This is a genomic window from Kitasatospora sp. MBT66, from assembly GCF_000710405.2.
Lineage (GTDB): Bacteria > Actinomycetota > Actinomycetes > Streptomycetales > Streptomycetaceae > Kitasatospora > Kitasatospora purpeofusca.
This window is the reverse complement of the sequence record NZ_JAIY01000017.1, coordinates 40,824-55,415: the sequence shown is the minus strand read 5'-3', so window position 1 is coordinate 55,415 and position 14,592 is coordinate 40,824. Positions and strand designations below refer to the sequence as shown.

General features: G+C 72.9%; 10 protein-coding genes. 4 read left to right on the top strand and 6 right to left on the bottom strand.

Going from position 1 to position 14,592, the window contains the following annotated elements:
- Positions 1–24: 24 nt before the first annotated feature.
- Both BI06_RS39125 and BI06_RS39120 read right to left on the bottom strand, forming a co-directional pair.
- On the bottom strand, positions 25–1,761 hold the full coding sequence (locus tag BI06_RS39125) for an amidase (protein WP_030398522.1): 1,737 nt from the start codon (positions 1,759–1,761) through the stop codon (positions 25–27).
- 124 nt (positions 1,762–1,885) lie between these two features.
- Positions 1,886–3,382 (bottom strand): APC family permease, encoded by a 1,497-nt coding sequence (locus BI06_RS39120; RefSeq protein WP_037782999.1) that lies wholly within the window; start codon positions 3,380–3,382, stop codon positions 1,886–1,888.
- A 97-nt stretch (positions 3,383–3,479) separates the two neighbouring features.
- On the opposite strand from BI06_RS39120, the gene BI06_RS39115 reads away from it, so the two are divergent.
- Positions 3,480–4,109 carry a TetR/AcrR family transcriptional regulator gene (locus BI06_RS39115; protein ID WP_043476525.1) on the top strand — a complete coding sequence of 210 codons (630 nt, stop codon included), beginning with the start codon at positions 3,480–3,482 and terminating at the stop codon, positions 4,107–4,109.
- A 582-nt stretch (positions 4,110–4,691) separates the two neighbouring features.
- Here the strand turns inward: BI06_RS39115 and BI06_RS39110 are convergent.
- The gene (locus BI06_RS39110) at positions 4,692–5,228 is read right to left on the bottom strand and encodes a GNAT family N-acetyltransferase (protein ID WP_043476772.1); all 537 of its coding nucleotides are present in this window, start codon (positions 5,226–5,228) and stop codon (positions 4,692–4,694) included.
- 225 nt (positions 5,229–5,453) lie between these two features.
- Here BI06_RS39110 and BI06_RS39105 point away from each other — a divergent pair, with 225 nt between their 5' ends.
- On the top strand, positions 5,454–7,976 hold the full coding sequence (locus BI06_RS39105) for a right-handed parallel beta-helix repeat-containing protein (RefSeq protein WP_149030626.1): 2,523 nt from the start codon (positions 5,454–5,456) through the stop codon (positions 7,974–7,976).
- A 115-nt stretch (positions 7,977–8,091) separates the two neighbouring features.
- Here the strand turns inward: BI06_RS39105 and BI06_RS39100 are convergent, their stop codons facing one another.
- Positions 8,092–8,673 carry an AAA family ATPase gene (locus BI06_RS39100; RefSeq protein ID WP_030398518.1) on the bottom strand — a complete coding sequence of 194 codons (582 nt, stop codon included), beginning with the start codon at positions 8,671–8,673 and terminating at the stop codon, positions 8,092–8,094.
- A gap of 296 nt (positions 8,674–8,969) precedes the next feature.
- Here BI06_RS39100 and BI06_RS39095 point away from each other — a divergent pair, with 296 nt between their 5' ends.
- On the top strand, positions 8,970–9,434 hold the full coding sequence (locus BI06_RS39095; RefSeq protein ID WP_043476522.1) for a hypothetical protein: 465 nt from the start codon (positions 8,970–8,972) through the stop codon (positions 9,432–9,434).
- A gap of 48 nt (positions 9,435–9,482) precedes the next feature.
- Here the strand turns inward: BI06_RS39095 and BI06_RS39090 are convergent, their stop codons facing one another.
- Entirely contained in the window at positions 9,483–10,133 is a 651-nt protein-coding gene (locus BI06_RS39090; RefSeq protein WP_030398516.1) for a response regulator transcription factor, read from the bottom strand.
- Positions 10,121–11,368, bottom strand: a complete 1,248-nt coding sequence (locus tag BI06_RS39085; protein WP_043476521.1) for a sensor histidine kinase — start codon at positions 11,366–11,368, stop codon at positions 10,121–10,123. The genes BI06_RS39090 and BI06_RS39085 overlap by 13 nt, the downstream gene beginning before the upstream one ends.
- A gap of 562 nt (positions 11,369–11,930) precedes the next feature.
- On the opposite strand from BI06_RS39085, the gene BI06_RS39080 reads away from it, so the two are divergent.
- Positions 11,931–14,592 (top strand): type I polyketide synthase (locus tag BI06_RS39080; RefSeq protein WP_149030637.1); only part of this gene is annotated, 2,662 nt, incomplete at its 3' end.

Here is a 14,592-nt window from a genome sequence, read left to right as displayed (position 1 = left end):
GGCGGGACCGGCGCCGCCGGTCGGTCAGGCCGCCGGGAGGCGCGGGGTGCGCGGCGGGGTGGTGCGGCGGTCGCCGGTGGCCTCGAAGGCGGCGGCCAGGCGCAGCAGGGCGGTGTCGTCGTAGGCGCGGCCCGCGAAGGTGAGGCCCACCGGCATGCCGATGTCGGCCATGGTGCCCATCGGCACGGTGACGGTCGGGATGCCGAGGTGGCGCGGCACGAGGTTGCCGTTGGCGACCCATACGCCGTTGCGCCAGCCGAGGTCCGCGGAGGCCTCGTTCACGTCCATGTCGGCCGGGCCCACGTCGGCGACGGCGGGGAAGACCACGGCGTCGAGGCCGAGTCCGTCCATCCACTGCTCCAGGTCGATCCGGCGGGTCTCCTCCAGCCCGCGCAGGCCCTGCTCCAGGAGCGGGATCTCGGTGACCGAGGCGTAGGGGTGCTCGCGCACCTGGGTCGGGTAGTCGGTGATCGTGTCGTCGAAACCGGCGTAGCGGTCGGGCAGTTCGCCCTGGTGCTTGGGCCAGATGCGGTCGGCGTCGACCTCGGCGAGGCTCGGGAGGGCGGGGTCCGCGTTGGCGCGCAGGAAGTCGTCCCAGGCCCAGGCGGAGAGGTCGAGGATCTCGCGGTCCAGGAAGTCGGCGCCGATCAGGCCCCGGGTCTTCAGGGACGGCGCGCCGGGGCGGTCGGACTCGTAGTTGGTCACCACGGGGAAGTCGACCTCGACGACCTCGGCACCGGCGGCCTCCAGGTCGCGGCGGGCCTCCTGCCACAGGTCGATCACCGAGGCGCGGGTGTCGATCCGCTCGCCGGTCTGGCCGCCGATGCCGCCCTCGGGGTTGGTCCCGGCGTCCGGGTCGGCGTTGATGTACATCCGGGGCACGCCGACGCGCTTGCCGGCGAGCGCTGCCCGGGCCGCCGAGGTGTCGGCGGGGGCGAGCGCCGGGTAGGAGTCCGGCCGGACCGTCGAGGCTGCGGGGATCGGCACCCAGGGCTGGGTCCGCCACAGGTCGCCGCGGGTGTCCTGGTCGTCGGCGACGACGACGTCGAGCAGTTCGAGCAGGTCGGCCATGGTGCGGGTGTGCGGGACGACGACGTCCATGGTCGGGACGAGCGGCCAGTTGCCGCGCACCGAGATCACGCCCCGGCTGGGGGTGTAGGCGCACAGGGCGTTGTACGAGGCGGGCGCGCGGCCCGAGGACCAGGTCTCCTCGCCGAGTCCGAACGCGCCGAAGGAGGCGGCGGTGGCGGTGCCCGAGCCGTTGGAGGAGCCGGAACCGTAGGCGCTGGTCAGCCAGTCGGCGCTGTAGGGGCTCTCGGCGCGGCCGTAGACGCCGCGCTGCATGCCGCCGTTCGCCATCGGCGGCATGTTGGTGAGGCCGATGAGCACGGCGCCGGCGGCGCGCAGCCGCTCGATCGCGAAGGCGTCGCGCTGGGCGACCAGGTGCTCGAACGCGGGGGAGCCGGCGGCGGCGGTCAGGCCCTTGGCGAGGTAGCTGTCCTTGGCGGTGTAGGGGATGCCGTCGAGCGGGCCGAGGCTCTCGCCGCGGGCGCGCCGGGCGTCCGAGGCCTCGGCGTCGGCGCGGGCGTCCGGGTTCATCACGACGAGCGAGTTGAGCGCGGTGGCGGTGCCGGGACGGTCGTACGCCTCGATCCGCGCGAGGTAGGCGTCGAGCAGGCCGACCGCGGTGGTGCGGCCCGTCTCCAGCGCGGCCCGCAGGTCGGCGATACCGGTCTCGACGACGTCGAACGGGTGGGTCATGGGGTTCGTCTCCAAGGTGGTTCGGTGGAAGCGGAAGGTTCGATGGAACAGGTGAGCAGGTGAACGGGCCGGAGGCGCCCCGGCCGGGAGGCCGGGGCGCCGGAGAGCCCGGGGGTCGGAGGGACTAGACGACGGCGGGTGCGAGCTCCTCGGTGTGCGGGCGGTCCCGGTCGGCCTCGCCCATCCGCCGGTCGGGGCGGCGCGCGAGCAGGTAGCCGAGGCCGGCCAGGGTCACCGTGCCGACGCCGAGCGGTGCCGCCCAGATCTGGTACCACGGCGCCCCGGCCGGGGAGAGGACGGCGCGCGGCCAGCAGATGTTGACCACCTCGAAGCCGGTCCACAGCACCGCGAGCAGGTTCAGCGGGGTGCCGAGGCGCCCGTAGCGGACCGCGCCGGCGGGCGTCCAGCGCCCGCGCAGCCGCGCGGTCAGGGCGACGAGGGTGAGCAGGAAGAACGGCACGAAGGTGGCGGCGCCGCCGAAGGTGATCAGGCTGCCGATGGCCGAGGTGCTCAGCCCGAGCGGCAGCGCGGCGCAGCTGACCAGCGAGGCGGCGACCAGGCCGCCGATCGGTGCCCGGTGCCGGTTGACCTTGCGGACGTGGCGGGAGAAGGGGAAGACGTCGTCGCGGGCGAGCGAGTAGAGGCCGCGGGCGGCGCCGCCCTGGGAGGCCATCAGGCAGGCGGTGAAGCTGATCAGGACGACCAGGACGAAGGGCTTGTCGGCCCAGCCGCCGAAGGCGTGGGTGACGGCGGTGGTGACCGGGTCGAGGTCCTGGCGGGCGACCACCTCGGCGGGGGCCGGGTGGGCGAGCGCGACCGCGACCGCGTTGAGGATCACCACGAGTCCGACCGCGAGCAGCGACCACCACATGGCCCGGGGCACCTGCCGTTCGGCGTCCTTGGTCTCCTCGGCGGTCGACACGCAGGCGTCGAAGCCGATGAACGCCCAGCCGGCGACGGCCACGGCCGCGAGCACGGCGCCGGTGTCGCTGATGCCCAGGGCCTTCGGCGCGTCCAGCATGTCGGTGAGCAGGCCGAAGCCGTGCTCCCGGAAGAACAGCAGCAGGGTGAGGCCGACCACGACGGAGGCGACCGCCTCGGCGGCGATGCCGAGGCCGACGAAGCGGCGCAGCAGGTTGATGCCGTAGGCGTTGACCAGGGTGCAGGCGAGCACGAAGCCGACCGAGGCGAGCACCTGCTCGGCGGGTGTGGGGACGGCGCCGAAGAGCGCGAACAGCCAGGGGGAGGCGAGGTAGGCCACGGTGGTGTTGCCGAACATCACGGCGAACTGCCACAGCCAGCCGCTCAGCCAGGCGACGCCCGGACCGGCCAGCCGCTTGCTCCACTGGTAGGCGCCGCCGGCCAGCGGCCACTGCGAGGCGAGCTCGGAGTAGACGGCGACGACCAGGCACTGCCCGAGCAGGCACAGCGGCAGCGCCCAGACCCAGGCCCCGCCCGCGACGCCCATGCCGACCTGGACGGCCGCGTACAGGCCGACGACCGGGGAGACGACGGCGAAGCCCATGGAGATGTTGCCGAGCACGTTCAGGCTGCGTCTCAGCTCCTGCCGGTAGCCGAGTGCTGCCAGCCGGTCGTCGTCGGTCGGGGTGTTCTCGGCCACGTGCTGCGCCCTCCAGATAAAACTAACTTTGTTAGCGTCCGCTGTTGATCTGGCACCATAGCCCCCGAACAGGAAGAGCGGAAGAGGGGATCTGTCGGTGGGCCGACCGAGCAAGGCACTGCTGACCCGCGAGCGGATCGCGCGCGCGGCGCTCCAGGTGGTGGACGAGGAGGGCCCCGACGGCCTCACCATGCGGGCGCTGGCGGAACGGCTCGGGGTCAAGGCCGCCTCGCTCTACAACCACATCGAGAGCAAGGACGCCCTGGTCGACACCGTCTCCGAGCTGGTCAACAGCGAGATCGACCACGAGCCGCTGGGCGACGCCGACTGGCGCTCCGGCCTGGCCGCCTACGCGCGCGGCTACCGCGCCGTCTTCGTCCGGCACCCGAACGCGGTCTCGCTGCTCGCCCGCCGCCGCGTCGTGGCGGACAACGCCCTGCGCGGCTACGACGCGCTGCTCGCCCTCCTCGGCCGGGCCGGCCTCGGTCCGGCGGACGCGGCCGAGGTCGCCGCGGCCCTGGACTTCCTCGTCCTCGGCTCGGCCCTGGAGACCTTCGGCGCCGGCTTCACCCGCGAACCGGCCGGCTACCGGCCCGAGTACCCGGCGCTCGCGGACGCCCTCGACGGCGCCTACGCCGACGGGAGCGGTGCCACGGAGCTCGACGACCGGGGCTTCGAGCTGGGGCTGCGCCTCCTGGTCGACGGCGTGGAGCTCCGCACCCGGTAGCGGAACCCGGTGGCCCTAGTTACGCCTCGGGCAACGGGCGAAGGATGACGGGTCGACAACGGTACCGACGCCTGGGGGAGTTGGTGCCGTTAGGGTACCCTAATCGCATTGGAGTGTTTCCGAAGCCCCGGGCCGTCGGTCGATCGTCACATCGGGGATGCTGTTGGTGATCTTCACTGGCGCGAGTGGTGTTGTCGCCTTTCGGCTGATTGTGCCCGTGCCTGTCTGCTGTCCTGGCCTGGAGATCGGGCGGATCAGAGGGGTGGACTGCGGTGGCGATGGGTTCATGGTCCGGGCGGGAGATCCCGCCGCTGACCGCACGGATGGCACGGGCGAGCAATCCTCGGGGCACAGCTGCGATGTGGGTGCGTTGCCGTTATCGCGGCACCGCGAAGACTCGCCTCCAGCACGTTCTCACCGCGGCCGGAACCAACGTCATCCGCCTCAGCCAGCACCGCGACGATGGCGGATCAACCGACCGAAGGGGCCCGACCACCCGCTTCCAGCACCTGTGTCAACAACTGAACGACGGGACTCGAACCCGTCGCTCATGAAGATCACCAACAGCATCCATCGGGTGTGTCAGAGCCGTCTCGTGGTGAACAGGGTGGTCCCGCGTTCCGGGTCCACTTCCTTGCGCTCGGTCTCGGTGAACCCGACCTTGGCCAGAACGCGGCGAGAAGCGGTGTTCCAGTCCCAGACCGTGGCCCACAGGCGTTCGTGTCCGGACGACCTCGCCCAGTCCAGAACCACCAACGAGGCCTCGGTCGCGTATCCCTGACCCCAGACCCGGCGCAGTAGCTCGAACGCCAGTTCCGGCTCCCCGGCCGCTCCTCGCCCGGTGTCCACCAGCCCGCAGTAGCCGATGACGTCGTGCGAGGCCTTCCGCTCGACCGCCAGCAACCCGCTCGACCACAGCTCGTTGGTGCGGATCGAATCCTCGAGCTCCGCGACCGTGGGATGCCCGTCCGCGTCGATCCGGCGGTGCGGCGGCACGCGTGGATCACGTTCGGTCCACAGTTCACGCTGGACGACGGCCTCGGCCACCCGCCAGGGCCTGAGCAGCAGGCGATCCGTCTCGAGTACCACCGCGCTGTCCGCACTCGCGCCATCTGTCATGTCAGCAACCATCTCACGGGCGAACACGCTGCTGTGCGACGGGGTGCGAGGTCGGTCCTGCCGCCCACTGCTCCCGTCCACTCCTCGACGGGTGCGTCCGGGGCCGCCGCGCCCGATCCCGCGTGACACTTCGGGTGCGATCCGCGATGATCTCCTGCGTCGTGCGCGTGTTCGAGATGACAGCCGGTCATGTCGACCGCGGACAAGAACCTCTGGGGGGATTCCTTGGACAAGCGAGCATTCGCCGGGCTGGCGGCGATCGCCGTCGTCGGTCTCGGCGTCGTCGCGCCGGGCGAGGCCGGTGCGGCCGACCGGCCGACGCTGTACGTCGATCAGAACGGCTGCGCGCCTCAGCCCGACGGCAGCGCCATGTACCCGTTCTGCACCATCCAGGCCGCCGCCGACGTGGTCCAGCCCGGTCAGACGGTCCTGGTCACCGGGGGTGTCTACCGTGAGCGGGTGACCGTGCGCCGCTCGGGCACGCCGGACCGGCCGATCGTCTTCGCGGCCGGTGCCCTCGGTAGGTACAACAACGGGGTCCTGCTGACCTCCCCCTACCAGGCAACCGGGACCGAGACGGGCTTCCTCTTCTCCGGCGTCCACGACGTGGAGCTCCGGAAGTTCACCTTCAGCGGGCTCGGGACCGCGGTCGCCGCGGACGCGTCGACCCGGGTGCGGATCACGGACAGCACATTCCACCCGGAGCTCCTGAACGGCATGCCGTCGCGGCCCCAGGTGTCCGTCCGCAACTCCTCCGAGGACGTCACCGTCCAGCAGAACAACTTCGACTACGCGCCGTTCGGCGGGATCGAGGTCGCCTCCGGCGCCCGGGGCACCCTGGTCACGGCCAACCGGATCGAGAACACCGGTGGCACCGGCATCACTGTCGTCGACGCCCCCGGTACGAAGATCACCAACAACGACGTGACCGGGGCCTGCGGCAACAGCATCGCCCTCACCGGTGCCTCGTCCGGCTCGCTGGTCGAGAACAACATCGTCGCGAAGGTACGGCCCGGTGCGGACCCGACGGTCTGCCCGGCCGGATCCTCGCCCGCCGAGATCGCGGTGGCGGACGCGGCCGCGGAGAGGCTCACCCTCGACTACAACATCGTCTGGGCCGACGCCGGAACGGCGGCCTACCGCTGGTCCGGAACGGCCTACTCCTCGGCCGCCGAGCTCCGGGCCGCCACCGGCCAGGGCGCCCACGAGTACCACGGCGACCCGCAGCTCGACCGGAACGGCACGCCGCTCGCGGGCTCGCCCGCCCTGGACTCGGGTGACCCGACCGCGCCCTGGGCCGGTTCCGACCTGTGGCAGCGGCCCGAGGCCGACAACCCCCTCGTCACCTCCCCGGCGGGGCAGGGCCCGCGCGACCGCGGGGCGTTGGAGATGCAGGCCGTCGAATCCTTCGGCTTCGGGCCGACCGTCCTCGCCGGGGCCGCGCCCCTGGCCGTCTCGCTGACGCCCGAGCCGGTCCTCAACTGGCCGACGGAGCTGAGCTACCGCGTCGACTTCGGCGACGGCTCGCCGACCGCCTCCGGCACCGGTCAGGCCGTGAACCACGTGTACACCAGGCCCGGCACGGAACCGTACATCACCGTCACGGCCACCGCGCCCAACGGCCACCGCGTCACCGGCCGGGCGCAGGCGCACGTGCGCTACCCGGCGGGCGGCTACGTCGCCGTGCCGCCGACCCGGGTACTGGACACCCGGACCGGCCTCGGCGGCGGGAGCGCCGCGCCCTTCGGCCACGGCGAGCAGAAGGACCTCACCGTCCCGGGGATCCCGGCCGGCACCACCGCGGTCGTGCTCAACCTCACGGCCGTCACGCCCACGGACAGCGGCCACCTGGACGTCTGGCCGGCCGGTGATCCCGCGCCCGGCACCTCCAATCTGAACTTCACACCCGGCCAGATCGTCTCCAACCTGGTCACCGTCCCGGTGAACGCCGACGGCACCGTGACCCTGCGCAACAGTGCCGGGGCCACCGACGTGGTGGCCGACCTGTCCGGCTACTACCGGCCGAACGACGGGGCGCGCTTCACCGCGATGCTCCCGCAGCGGCTGGTCGACACCCGCGACACCGGCAGCCCGCTGGGCGGCGGCGACGTGCTCGCCGTCCAGGTGGGCGGGAACGCGGGGGTGCCGTCCTCCGCCACCGCGGCCGTCCTCAACATCACCGCGACCGAGGGCGAGCGGGACAGCTTCCTCACCGCCCACGCGTCGGGCACGCCCCGGCCGGGCACCAGCAGTGTCAACTACGCCGCCGGTCGGACCGTCGCCAACCAGGTGGTCGTCCCGATCGGCGCCGACGGCCGCGTCGCCATCGACAACAACGACGGCTCCACCCACGTCGTCGTCGACATCGCCGGCTACTACGACACCTACGGCGCCGACCTGTTCACCCCGGTGCGCCCGGCCCGGCTGCTCGACACCCGGCAGTCGTACCCGGGCGTGATCGGCTCCGACCGGTCCACGTCCGTCGGGCTGCCGCCGGGCCTGGACGGCGGGGTGAACCCCGACGCGCTCGTGCTGAACGTCACGGCGGTCCAGCCCACCACGGACACCCACCTGTCGGTCTGGGCGGGCGTTCGAACGATCGCCAGCAACGTCAACGTGGTCCGGGGCGGTGTCGTGGCCAACCACGTCACCACCCGGGTCGACGAGCGCCGCGGGTTCAACCTGTACAACCACGCGGGGTCGACCCACGCGGTCGCCGACCTGTTCGGCTACTTCAGCAAGGACTGACGCGGATGCGCCGCGGCACGGGCCGGAACCCCACCCGGGGTGCCGGCCCGTGCCGCGCGTCGGGCCCGATGGCCGGATCCAGACCGGAAGCACCCGGCCATCGGGCCCGACGCGCTCAGAGGCCGAAGTGCGCCACCGCGAGCCCGGCGACCGCGTCCGGTTCCAGGTGGGTGTTGTCGATCAGCAGGTGCGCCTCGGGCATGTGCGCGAAGTCGTTGACGGAGTTGAGCCGGAACCTGGTGTCCATGTCGACCAGGTTGGCGTTGGACCACGCGAGGTCGCGCTTGGACGCCTTCTCCGAGAGCCGCGACTCGCCTGCGTTGCGCTCCAGCCGCACGTCCTGGTCGGCGCTCAGCTCCAGGAACAGCACCCGGGCGCCGCGCTCGCGGAAGGGGGCCGCGTACCGTTCGACCAGTGCCGCGTCCTCGGGGTCCTCGAAGTCCCAGACCAGGGTGAACACCAGCCCGGGCAGGTCCGAGGCGGCGGCCTCGGCCAGGATCTGCTCGCGGAAGGCGTGGTTCAGGCGCTGGAACTGCGGTGACTCGTAGGGGAACAGCCGGAGCAGCGGCTCGATGGTCAGATGGTTGTGGAAGAGCCGGAAACCCGTGCGCTCGGCGATCGATCCGCCCACCGTCATCTTGCCGACCGCGGCCGGGCCGATGACGAAGAGCAGGGTAGGAGGGGTGCTGTTGGACATCGCTCCAGCATAGGAGCTTGGCGTGATCATGGTCGAATGCTCTCGGTCGGCTCTCCGACGGGGGCCGACGCCCGCCGACTGCTGCGCGACCCCCAACACCTGAGCCGGGATGTCGGTGGCGTGCCGCCGAGGGACGGAAACACGCGCCCTCCCGGGCCCGATGGACCCGCCGTCGCCGGGGCCGCGGCATAGGATCACCGCCCGGAAGGCCCCCGCCCGTCCAAGCCGCTGCCCTGCCCGTTTCCCTGCCCTGCTCTGCCCGTGCCCCTGCCCGTGCCCATGCGGAGGAACCCGCCATGACCTACACCGTGGACTTCGAGACCGTGTCGACCGTCGGCCTGGAGTCGTCCCCCGTCGCGGACGCGCTCGCCGGCCTGCGGGCGAACGAGGCCCGGTACTTCCGGAACAAGTACGGCCACGTCTTCACGGTGGAGCCCGCGCAGGACGCCGCCGAGGCCGTCGACTGGGTGCACCGGATCCTGCTGGAGGAACGCGAGATCGTCATCGCGTCCCGGCCCCTCGAAGCCACGGCCTTCGAGGTCGAGGGCATCAGGATGGCCTACGTCTTCTACGAGAGCGGCCTGTCGGTGAACGTGATGTACACCGTCGAGGACGCCAAGAAGCGGGCGGTCGGCTTCAAACTCTCGGAGGGAATGGAGGTCCCGGAGGCACTCGCCCAGCGGTTCAAGTTCGCCCGCCAGAAGTCCAAGCTCGCCGGGACGATCCGCGGTTCGTTCTTCGTCATCAAGAACGAGTACTAGGTTCGGTCCGGTCGGTCGCAGCGGCCCTCGGGCCCGGGGGGCGGCCGTTCAGGTTCCCGAGGCCGCCAGGAACCTCAGCACCGCGAGGACGCGGCGGTGGTCCGCGTCGGCGGTGGGGAGGTCGAGTTTGGCGAAAATGTTGTTGATGTGCTTGGCCACCGCGCTCTCGCCGACCGTCAGTGCCTGCGCGATGCCGGCGTTGGAGCGGCCCTCGGCCATGACGCCGAGGACGTCGCGTTCGCGCGGGGTCAGCCGTTCCAGCGGGTCCAGGTCGCGGCGCAGCAGGAGTTGTGAGACGACCTGCGGATCCAGTGCCGTGCCGCCCTCCGCCACCCGCCGCACCGCCGCCACGAACTCCGCCACATCGGCGACGCGCTGCTTGAGCAGGTAGCCGACGCCGCCGGCGTTGGTGGAGAGCAGCTCGGCCGCGTACCGCTCCTCCACGTACTGCGACAGCAGCACCACCGCAGTCCCCGGCCAGCGCCGACGGATCTCCACCGCGGCGCGCACCCCCTCGTCGGTGAAGCCCGGCGGCATCCGGACGTCGACCAGCGCGAGTTCGGGCCGGTGCTCCGCCACCGCCGCCAGCAGGGCCTCGCCGTCCCCGACTTCGGTGGCGACCTCGAACCCGCCCATCTCCAGCACCTTGACCAGGCCGACCCGCAACAGCACCGAGTCCTCGGCGATCACCGCTCGCACGGCAACTCCGCCGTCACTGTGGTCGGTCCGCCGACGGGACTGCTGACCTGCAGGGTGCCGTCGAGGGAGCCGACCCGCTTGGCCAGCCCGCCCAGTCCCGTGCCGGCGCGGGCGTCGGCCCCGCCCAGCCCGTCGTCGGTGATGTTCACCCGCAGTACCTTACCGACCCGCCGGACGGTCACTTCGGCCCGCGTCGCGCGGGCGTGCTTGGTCACGTTGGTCAGCGCCTCCGAGACCACGAAGTACGCGACCGACTCCACGGCGGGTGCCGCCCGCTCCGCCAGATCGACCCGCAGGCGTACCGGCAGGGGCGCCCGGGCGGCCAGTCCGGACAGCGCCGCGTCCAGGCCCCGGTCCTCGAGCACGGCCGGATGCAGACCCCGGACCAGGTCGTTGAGTTCCTCGATCGCCTGCTTGGCCTCCAGGTGGGCCGCGGCGAGCGCTTCGCGGGCTCCGGGCGACAGGTCGGGCTGGGTGGCCATCGCCAGGCCCAGGTTGACCGCGAGCGAGACCAGCCGCTGCTGGGTGCCGTCGTGCAGATCGCGCTCGATCCGGCGACGCTCGGCGTCGACGGCCTCGATCAGGTCGGTGCGGCTCTGGTCCAACTCGTCCACCCGCTCGCGGAGTTGCTGGGCCGGACTGGGCCCGAGCAGAGCCATCGCCGCACGCGACTCACCGCGGGCCGCCGCCCCCGCCACCCATGGCAGAGCGCAGAGCAGGAGGAGTCCGCCCAGCGTGTAGCCCGGCAGTTGCGTCGTGTAGTCGAACCACTCCTGGCGCACCTCCACCGGCAGCCCCCACGCCCAGGCGGAGCAGGTGGCACCCGCCAGGCCCACAGGCAGGGCCATGAGCACCAGCAGTTCCGACACCGCCAGGACCGGGCCCAGCAGGAGGTGGTAGCCGAGCTGCCGCCAGGTACGCGGCGCGCGGAGCCAACGGGCGACCGCCGCCCCCGGCCACCGCCGCTCCGGCGCGGGCGCCGGCCGGGGGAGGAACACACCGAGCAGCGCCCGGTGCCGGGCCCGCTGAACAGCCGTCAGCACCGGCACGCCGAGCAGGATCACGGCGGCTGAGGCGGCCAGCCCGAGCGGCCGGTTCCCGCCCTGGACGGAGGTCGTCGCGCCCCAGCTCCACACCGGAACCAGCCCCAGGTGCGGCAGGACACCGGCAGCCAGGAAGCCGGTGTCCCGCCGCGCCCGAAGGACCGGGCGCCGCAGCCCGGGAGGAATCTTCACGGCTCGAACCTAGAGCACCACGACCCGTGCGTGCCATGCGCCCAGGACCCGGTCCGATGGTGAAACCAGTACCACCAACGAGCTGACACCAACGAGCTGACTCACCGCCGCTTCAGGTCCTTGGCGCACGGTCTCCGCCGCCGCTCCCGCCCGGTTCGTGGCCGTCCTCGCCACCGACGCCACCGCCCCGGACACCGAACAGAACGCCTCGGCCCACTGGGGAGCAACCATCGACGTCACGGGCGCCCTGGCCGAGGCCACCGGGGTGCACCCAGCCGTCCCGTACGGTCCGGGCGGAGAGTTCGGGCTCGGCCACGCAACAGGGTGCGCCAGGCTCTCCAGCGGCTCCGCGACCCGCTTGCTCCCCGTACCCGCGTCGTGTCGCGGTTCGCGCTATCGGGCCGCTATGCGCCTTGGGCAAGATCGATGTCGCAGGTCCGGTGGCGGTACACGCCGGGCACGACGAAGGCGTCCCGGTCGGCGCGCGACCCGTGGGAGCGGGCGCCCCGCCACGGTCCGGTGACTGATGGTCCTGCTCGCCGTGAAGGAGTCCGAACACACGATGGCGCACCCCGACGGTACAGAAGCACCGCTGCTGTGGACACTGGCCGGCAGCGGCAAGGAGTCGCTGGCGGCCGGCGCGCGCGGCCTGCACGCCTACCTGGCCGGTCGTGACGACTGGAGCCCCCAGGACATCGCGCTCACCCTCGCGCGCACCGCTTCCGAGGGGAGCCGGAGGGCGGCACTGGTGGCGGACGGCCGTGACGGATTCCTGCGGCGGCTGGACGCGCTCGCCGACGGCAGGAGCATGCCCGGCCTGGTGGAGGGTACCGCCGGGGCGGGTCGCCGGGTCGCCTTCGTGTTTCCCGGACAGGGCGCGCAGTGGCCCCGGATGGCGGTGGACCTGCTGGACACCTCCCCGGTGTTCCGCGACCGGATGGACGCGTGTGCGCAGGCCCTGGAACCGTTCGTCGACTGGTCGCCGATCGACGTGCTCCGCGACCCGGACGCGCCGGGCGCACCCGCCGGGGACCGCGCCGACGTGGTCCAGCCCCTGCTGTTCGCCGTGACGGTGTCGCTCGCCGCGCTGTGGTGCTCCCACGGTGTGGAACCGGCTGCCGTGCTCGGGCACAGCGTCGGCGAGGTCACCGCGGCCGCGGTCTGCGGCGCGCTGTCCCTGGACGACTCCGCGCGGGTGGTGGCCCTGTGGAGCCAGGCCCAGGCGACCCTGGCCGGGCAGGGCGACATGGTCTCGGTGCTGGCCCCGGCCGACGAGGTCGAGCCGCGGCTGCGCCGCTGGGACGGCCGCCTCGTGGTCGCCGCGCACAACGGCCCGCGGTCCGTGATCGTCTCCGGCGACCGCGACGCCGCGGCCGAACTCCTCGCCGACCTGGCCTCGGACGGGCTGCACGCACGGCGGATCGCGGTGGGCCTGGCCGCCCATTCCCCCCACATCGACGCGATCGTGCCCCGGATGCGCGCCGACCTCGCACCGATCCGGCCCCGCACACCTCAGCTGCCCTACTACTCGGGAGTGACCGGCGGACGGCTGGACGCCCCGGTACTGGACGCCGACTACTGGTGCCGCAACCTGCGCAACACCGTCGGGTTCCACCAGGCGACCGGGGCCCTGCTGCGGGACGGGCACGACGTCCTGCTGGAGGTCAGCCCGCACACCGTGCTGACCTCCGCCCTCGCGGACTGCGCGGAGGAACACGGTGCGCGGGCCGCCGTCCTCGGGACGCTGCGCCGGGACCAGGGAGGCCCGGGCCGGTTCCTGACCTCGCTCGGCGAGCTGTACGTGCACGGTGTCACCCCGGAACGGGACGCGCTGCCCGCCGAACAGCACGCCCGGGTACGGGAACTGCCGGCGGCCGCCCTGGCAGCGCTCGCCGAGCCCGGTCCGGCGGACGCGAACGGACCGGACGGCGCGGCCGGCACAGGCGGTGACCGGGATGCCGGCAGCGCGTTCCGCGCGGAGCTGGCCGGACTGGACGTACCGGAGCGGCGTGCCGCACTGGCACGGCTGGTGGGCGAGGAGATCGCCGCGCTGACCGGGCGGTCCGAGCCGGTCCCCGCCGAACTGGCCTTCCTCGACCTGGGATTCGACTCCGTCACCGCCGTGGAGCTGCGCAACCGGCTGAGCGCGGCGACGGCGCTGCGCATCCCGGCGACGGTGGTCTTCGACTGCCCGACCCCGGCGGCCCTGACCGAGTACCTCTGTGCCGGGATCGGCGGCGACCGGCCCGAGCGGGACACCGACGAGGACGAGCCGGTGCGGCGGGCCGAGGACGACGACCCCGTGGTGATCGTCGGCATGGGCTGCCGCTACCCCGGTGGTGTCGGCAGCCCCGACGAGCTCTGGGAGCTGGTGTCGGCAGGTGCCGACGCCGTCTCCGCGCTGCCCGACGACCGGGGCTGGGACACCGCCGGACGGTACGACCCCGCACCGGGGACGCCGGGCCGGTACTACCAGCGGGAGGCGGGTTCGCTCGTCGGTGCGGCCGAGTTCGACGCGGAGTTCTTCGGCATCTCGCCGCGCGAGGCGGCGGCGATGGACCCGCAGCAGCGGCTGCTGCTGGAGACCACCTGGGAGGTGCTGGAGCGGGCCGGGATCGCTCCGGCCACCCTGCGGCGGACCCCGACGGGCGTCTACGTCGGGGCGATGACCATGGACTACGGGCCCTCTCTCGAACAGGGCGCCGACGAAGGCGGCCACCTGCTGACCGGCAACACCGGGAGCGTCGCGTCGGGCCGACTGGCCTACACCCTCGGTCTGGAGGGAGCGGCGGTCACCGTGGACACGGCGTGCTCGTCCTCGCTGGTGGCGCTGCACCTCGCGGTACGGGCGCTGCGCTCGGGCGAGTGCTCGCTGGCGCTGGCCGGTGGCGCGACCGTGATGTCCACGGTCGGCATGCTCGTGGAGTTCAGCCGTCAGGGCGGTCTGGCCCCGGACGGCCGCTGCAAGGCGTTCGCGGCGGCCGCCGACGGCTTCGGCCTGGCCGAGGGCGTGGGGATGCTGCTGCTGGAGCGGTTGTCGGACGCGCGGCGCAAGGGGCACCCGGTGCTGGCGGTGGTGCGTGGTTCGGCGGTGAACCAGGACGGTGCGAGCAACGGTCTGACGGCGCCGAACGGTCCGTCGCAGCAGCGGGTGATCCGGGCGGCGCTGGCGGACGCGGGGTTGTCGGCGTCCGAGGTGGACGTGGTGGAGGCGCACGGTACGG

What these genes read in the sequence shown, in the direction of transcription:
- BI06_RS39100 (WP_030398518.1), bottom strand. Translation starts at nt 8,673, where the DNA reads ATGTCCAACAGCACCCCTCCTACCCTGCTCTTCGTCATCGGCCCGGCC.
- BI06_RS39095 (WP_043476522.1), top strand. Translation starts at nt 8,970, where the DNA reads ATGACCTACACCGTGGACTTCGAGACCGTGTCGACCGTCGGCCTGGAG.
- BI06_RS39125 (WP_030398522.1), bottom strand. Translation starts at nt 1,761, where the DNA reads ATGACCCACCCGTTCGACGTCGTCGAGACCGGTATCGCCGACCTGCGG.
- BI06_RS39110 (WP_043476772.1), bottom strand. Translation starts at nt 5,228, where the DNA reads ATGACAGATGGCGCGAGTGCGGACAGCGCGGTGGTACTCGAGACGGAT.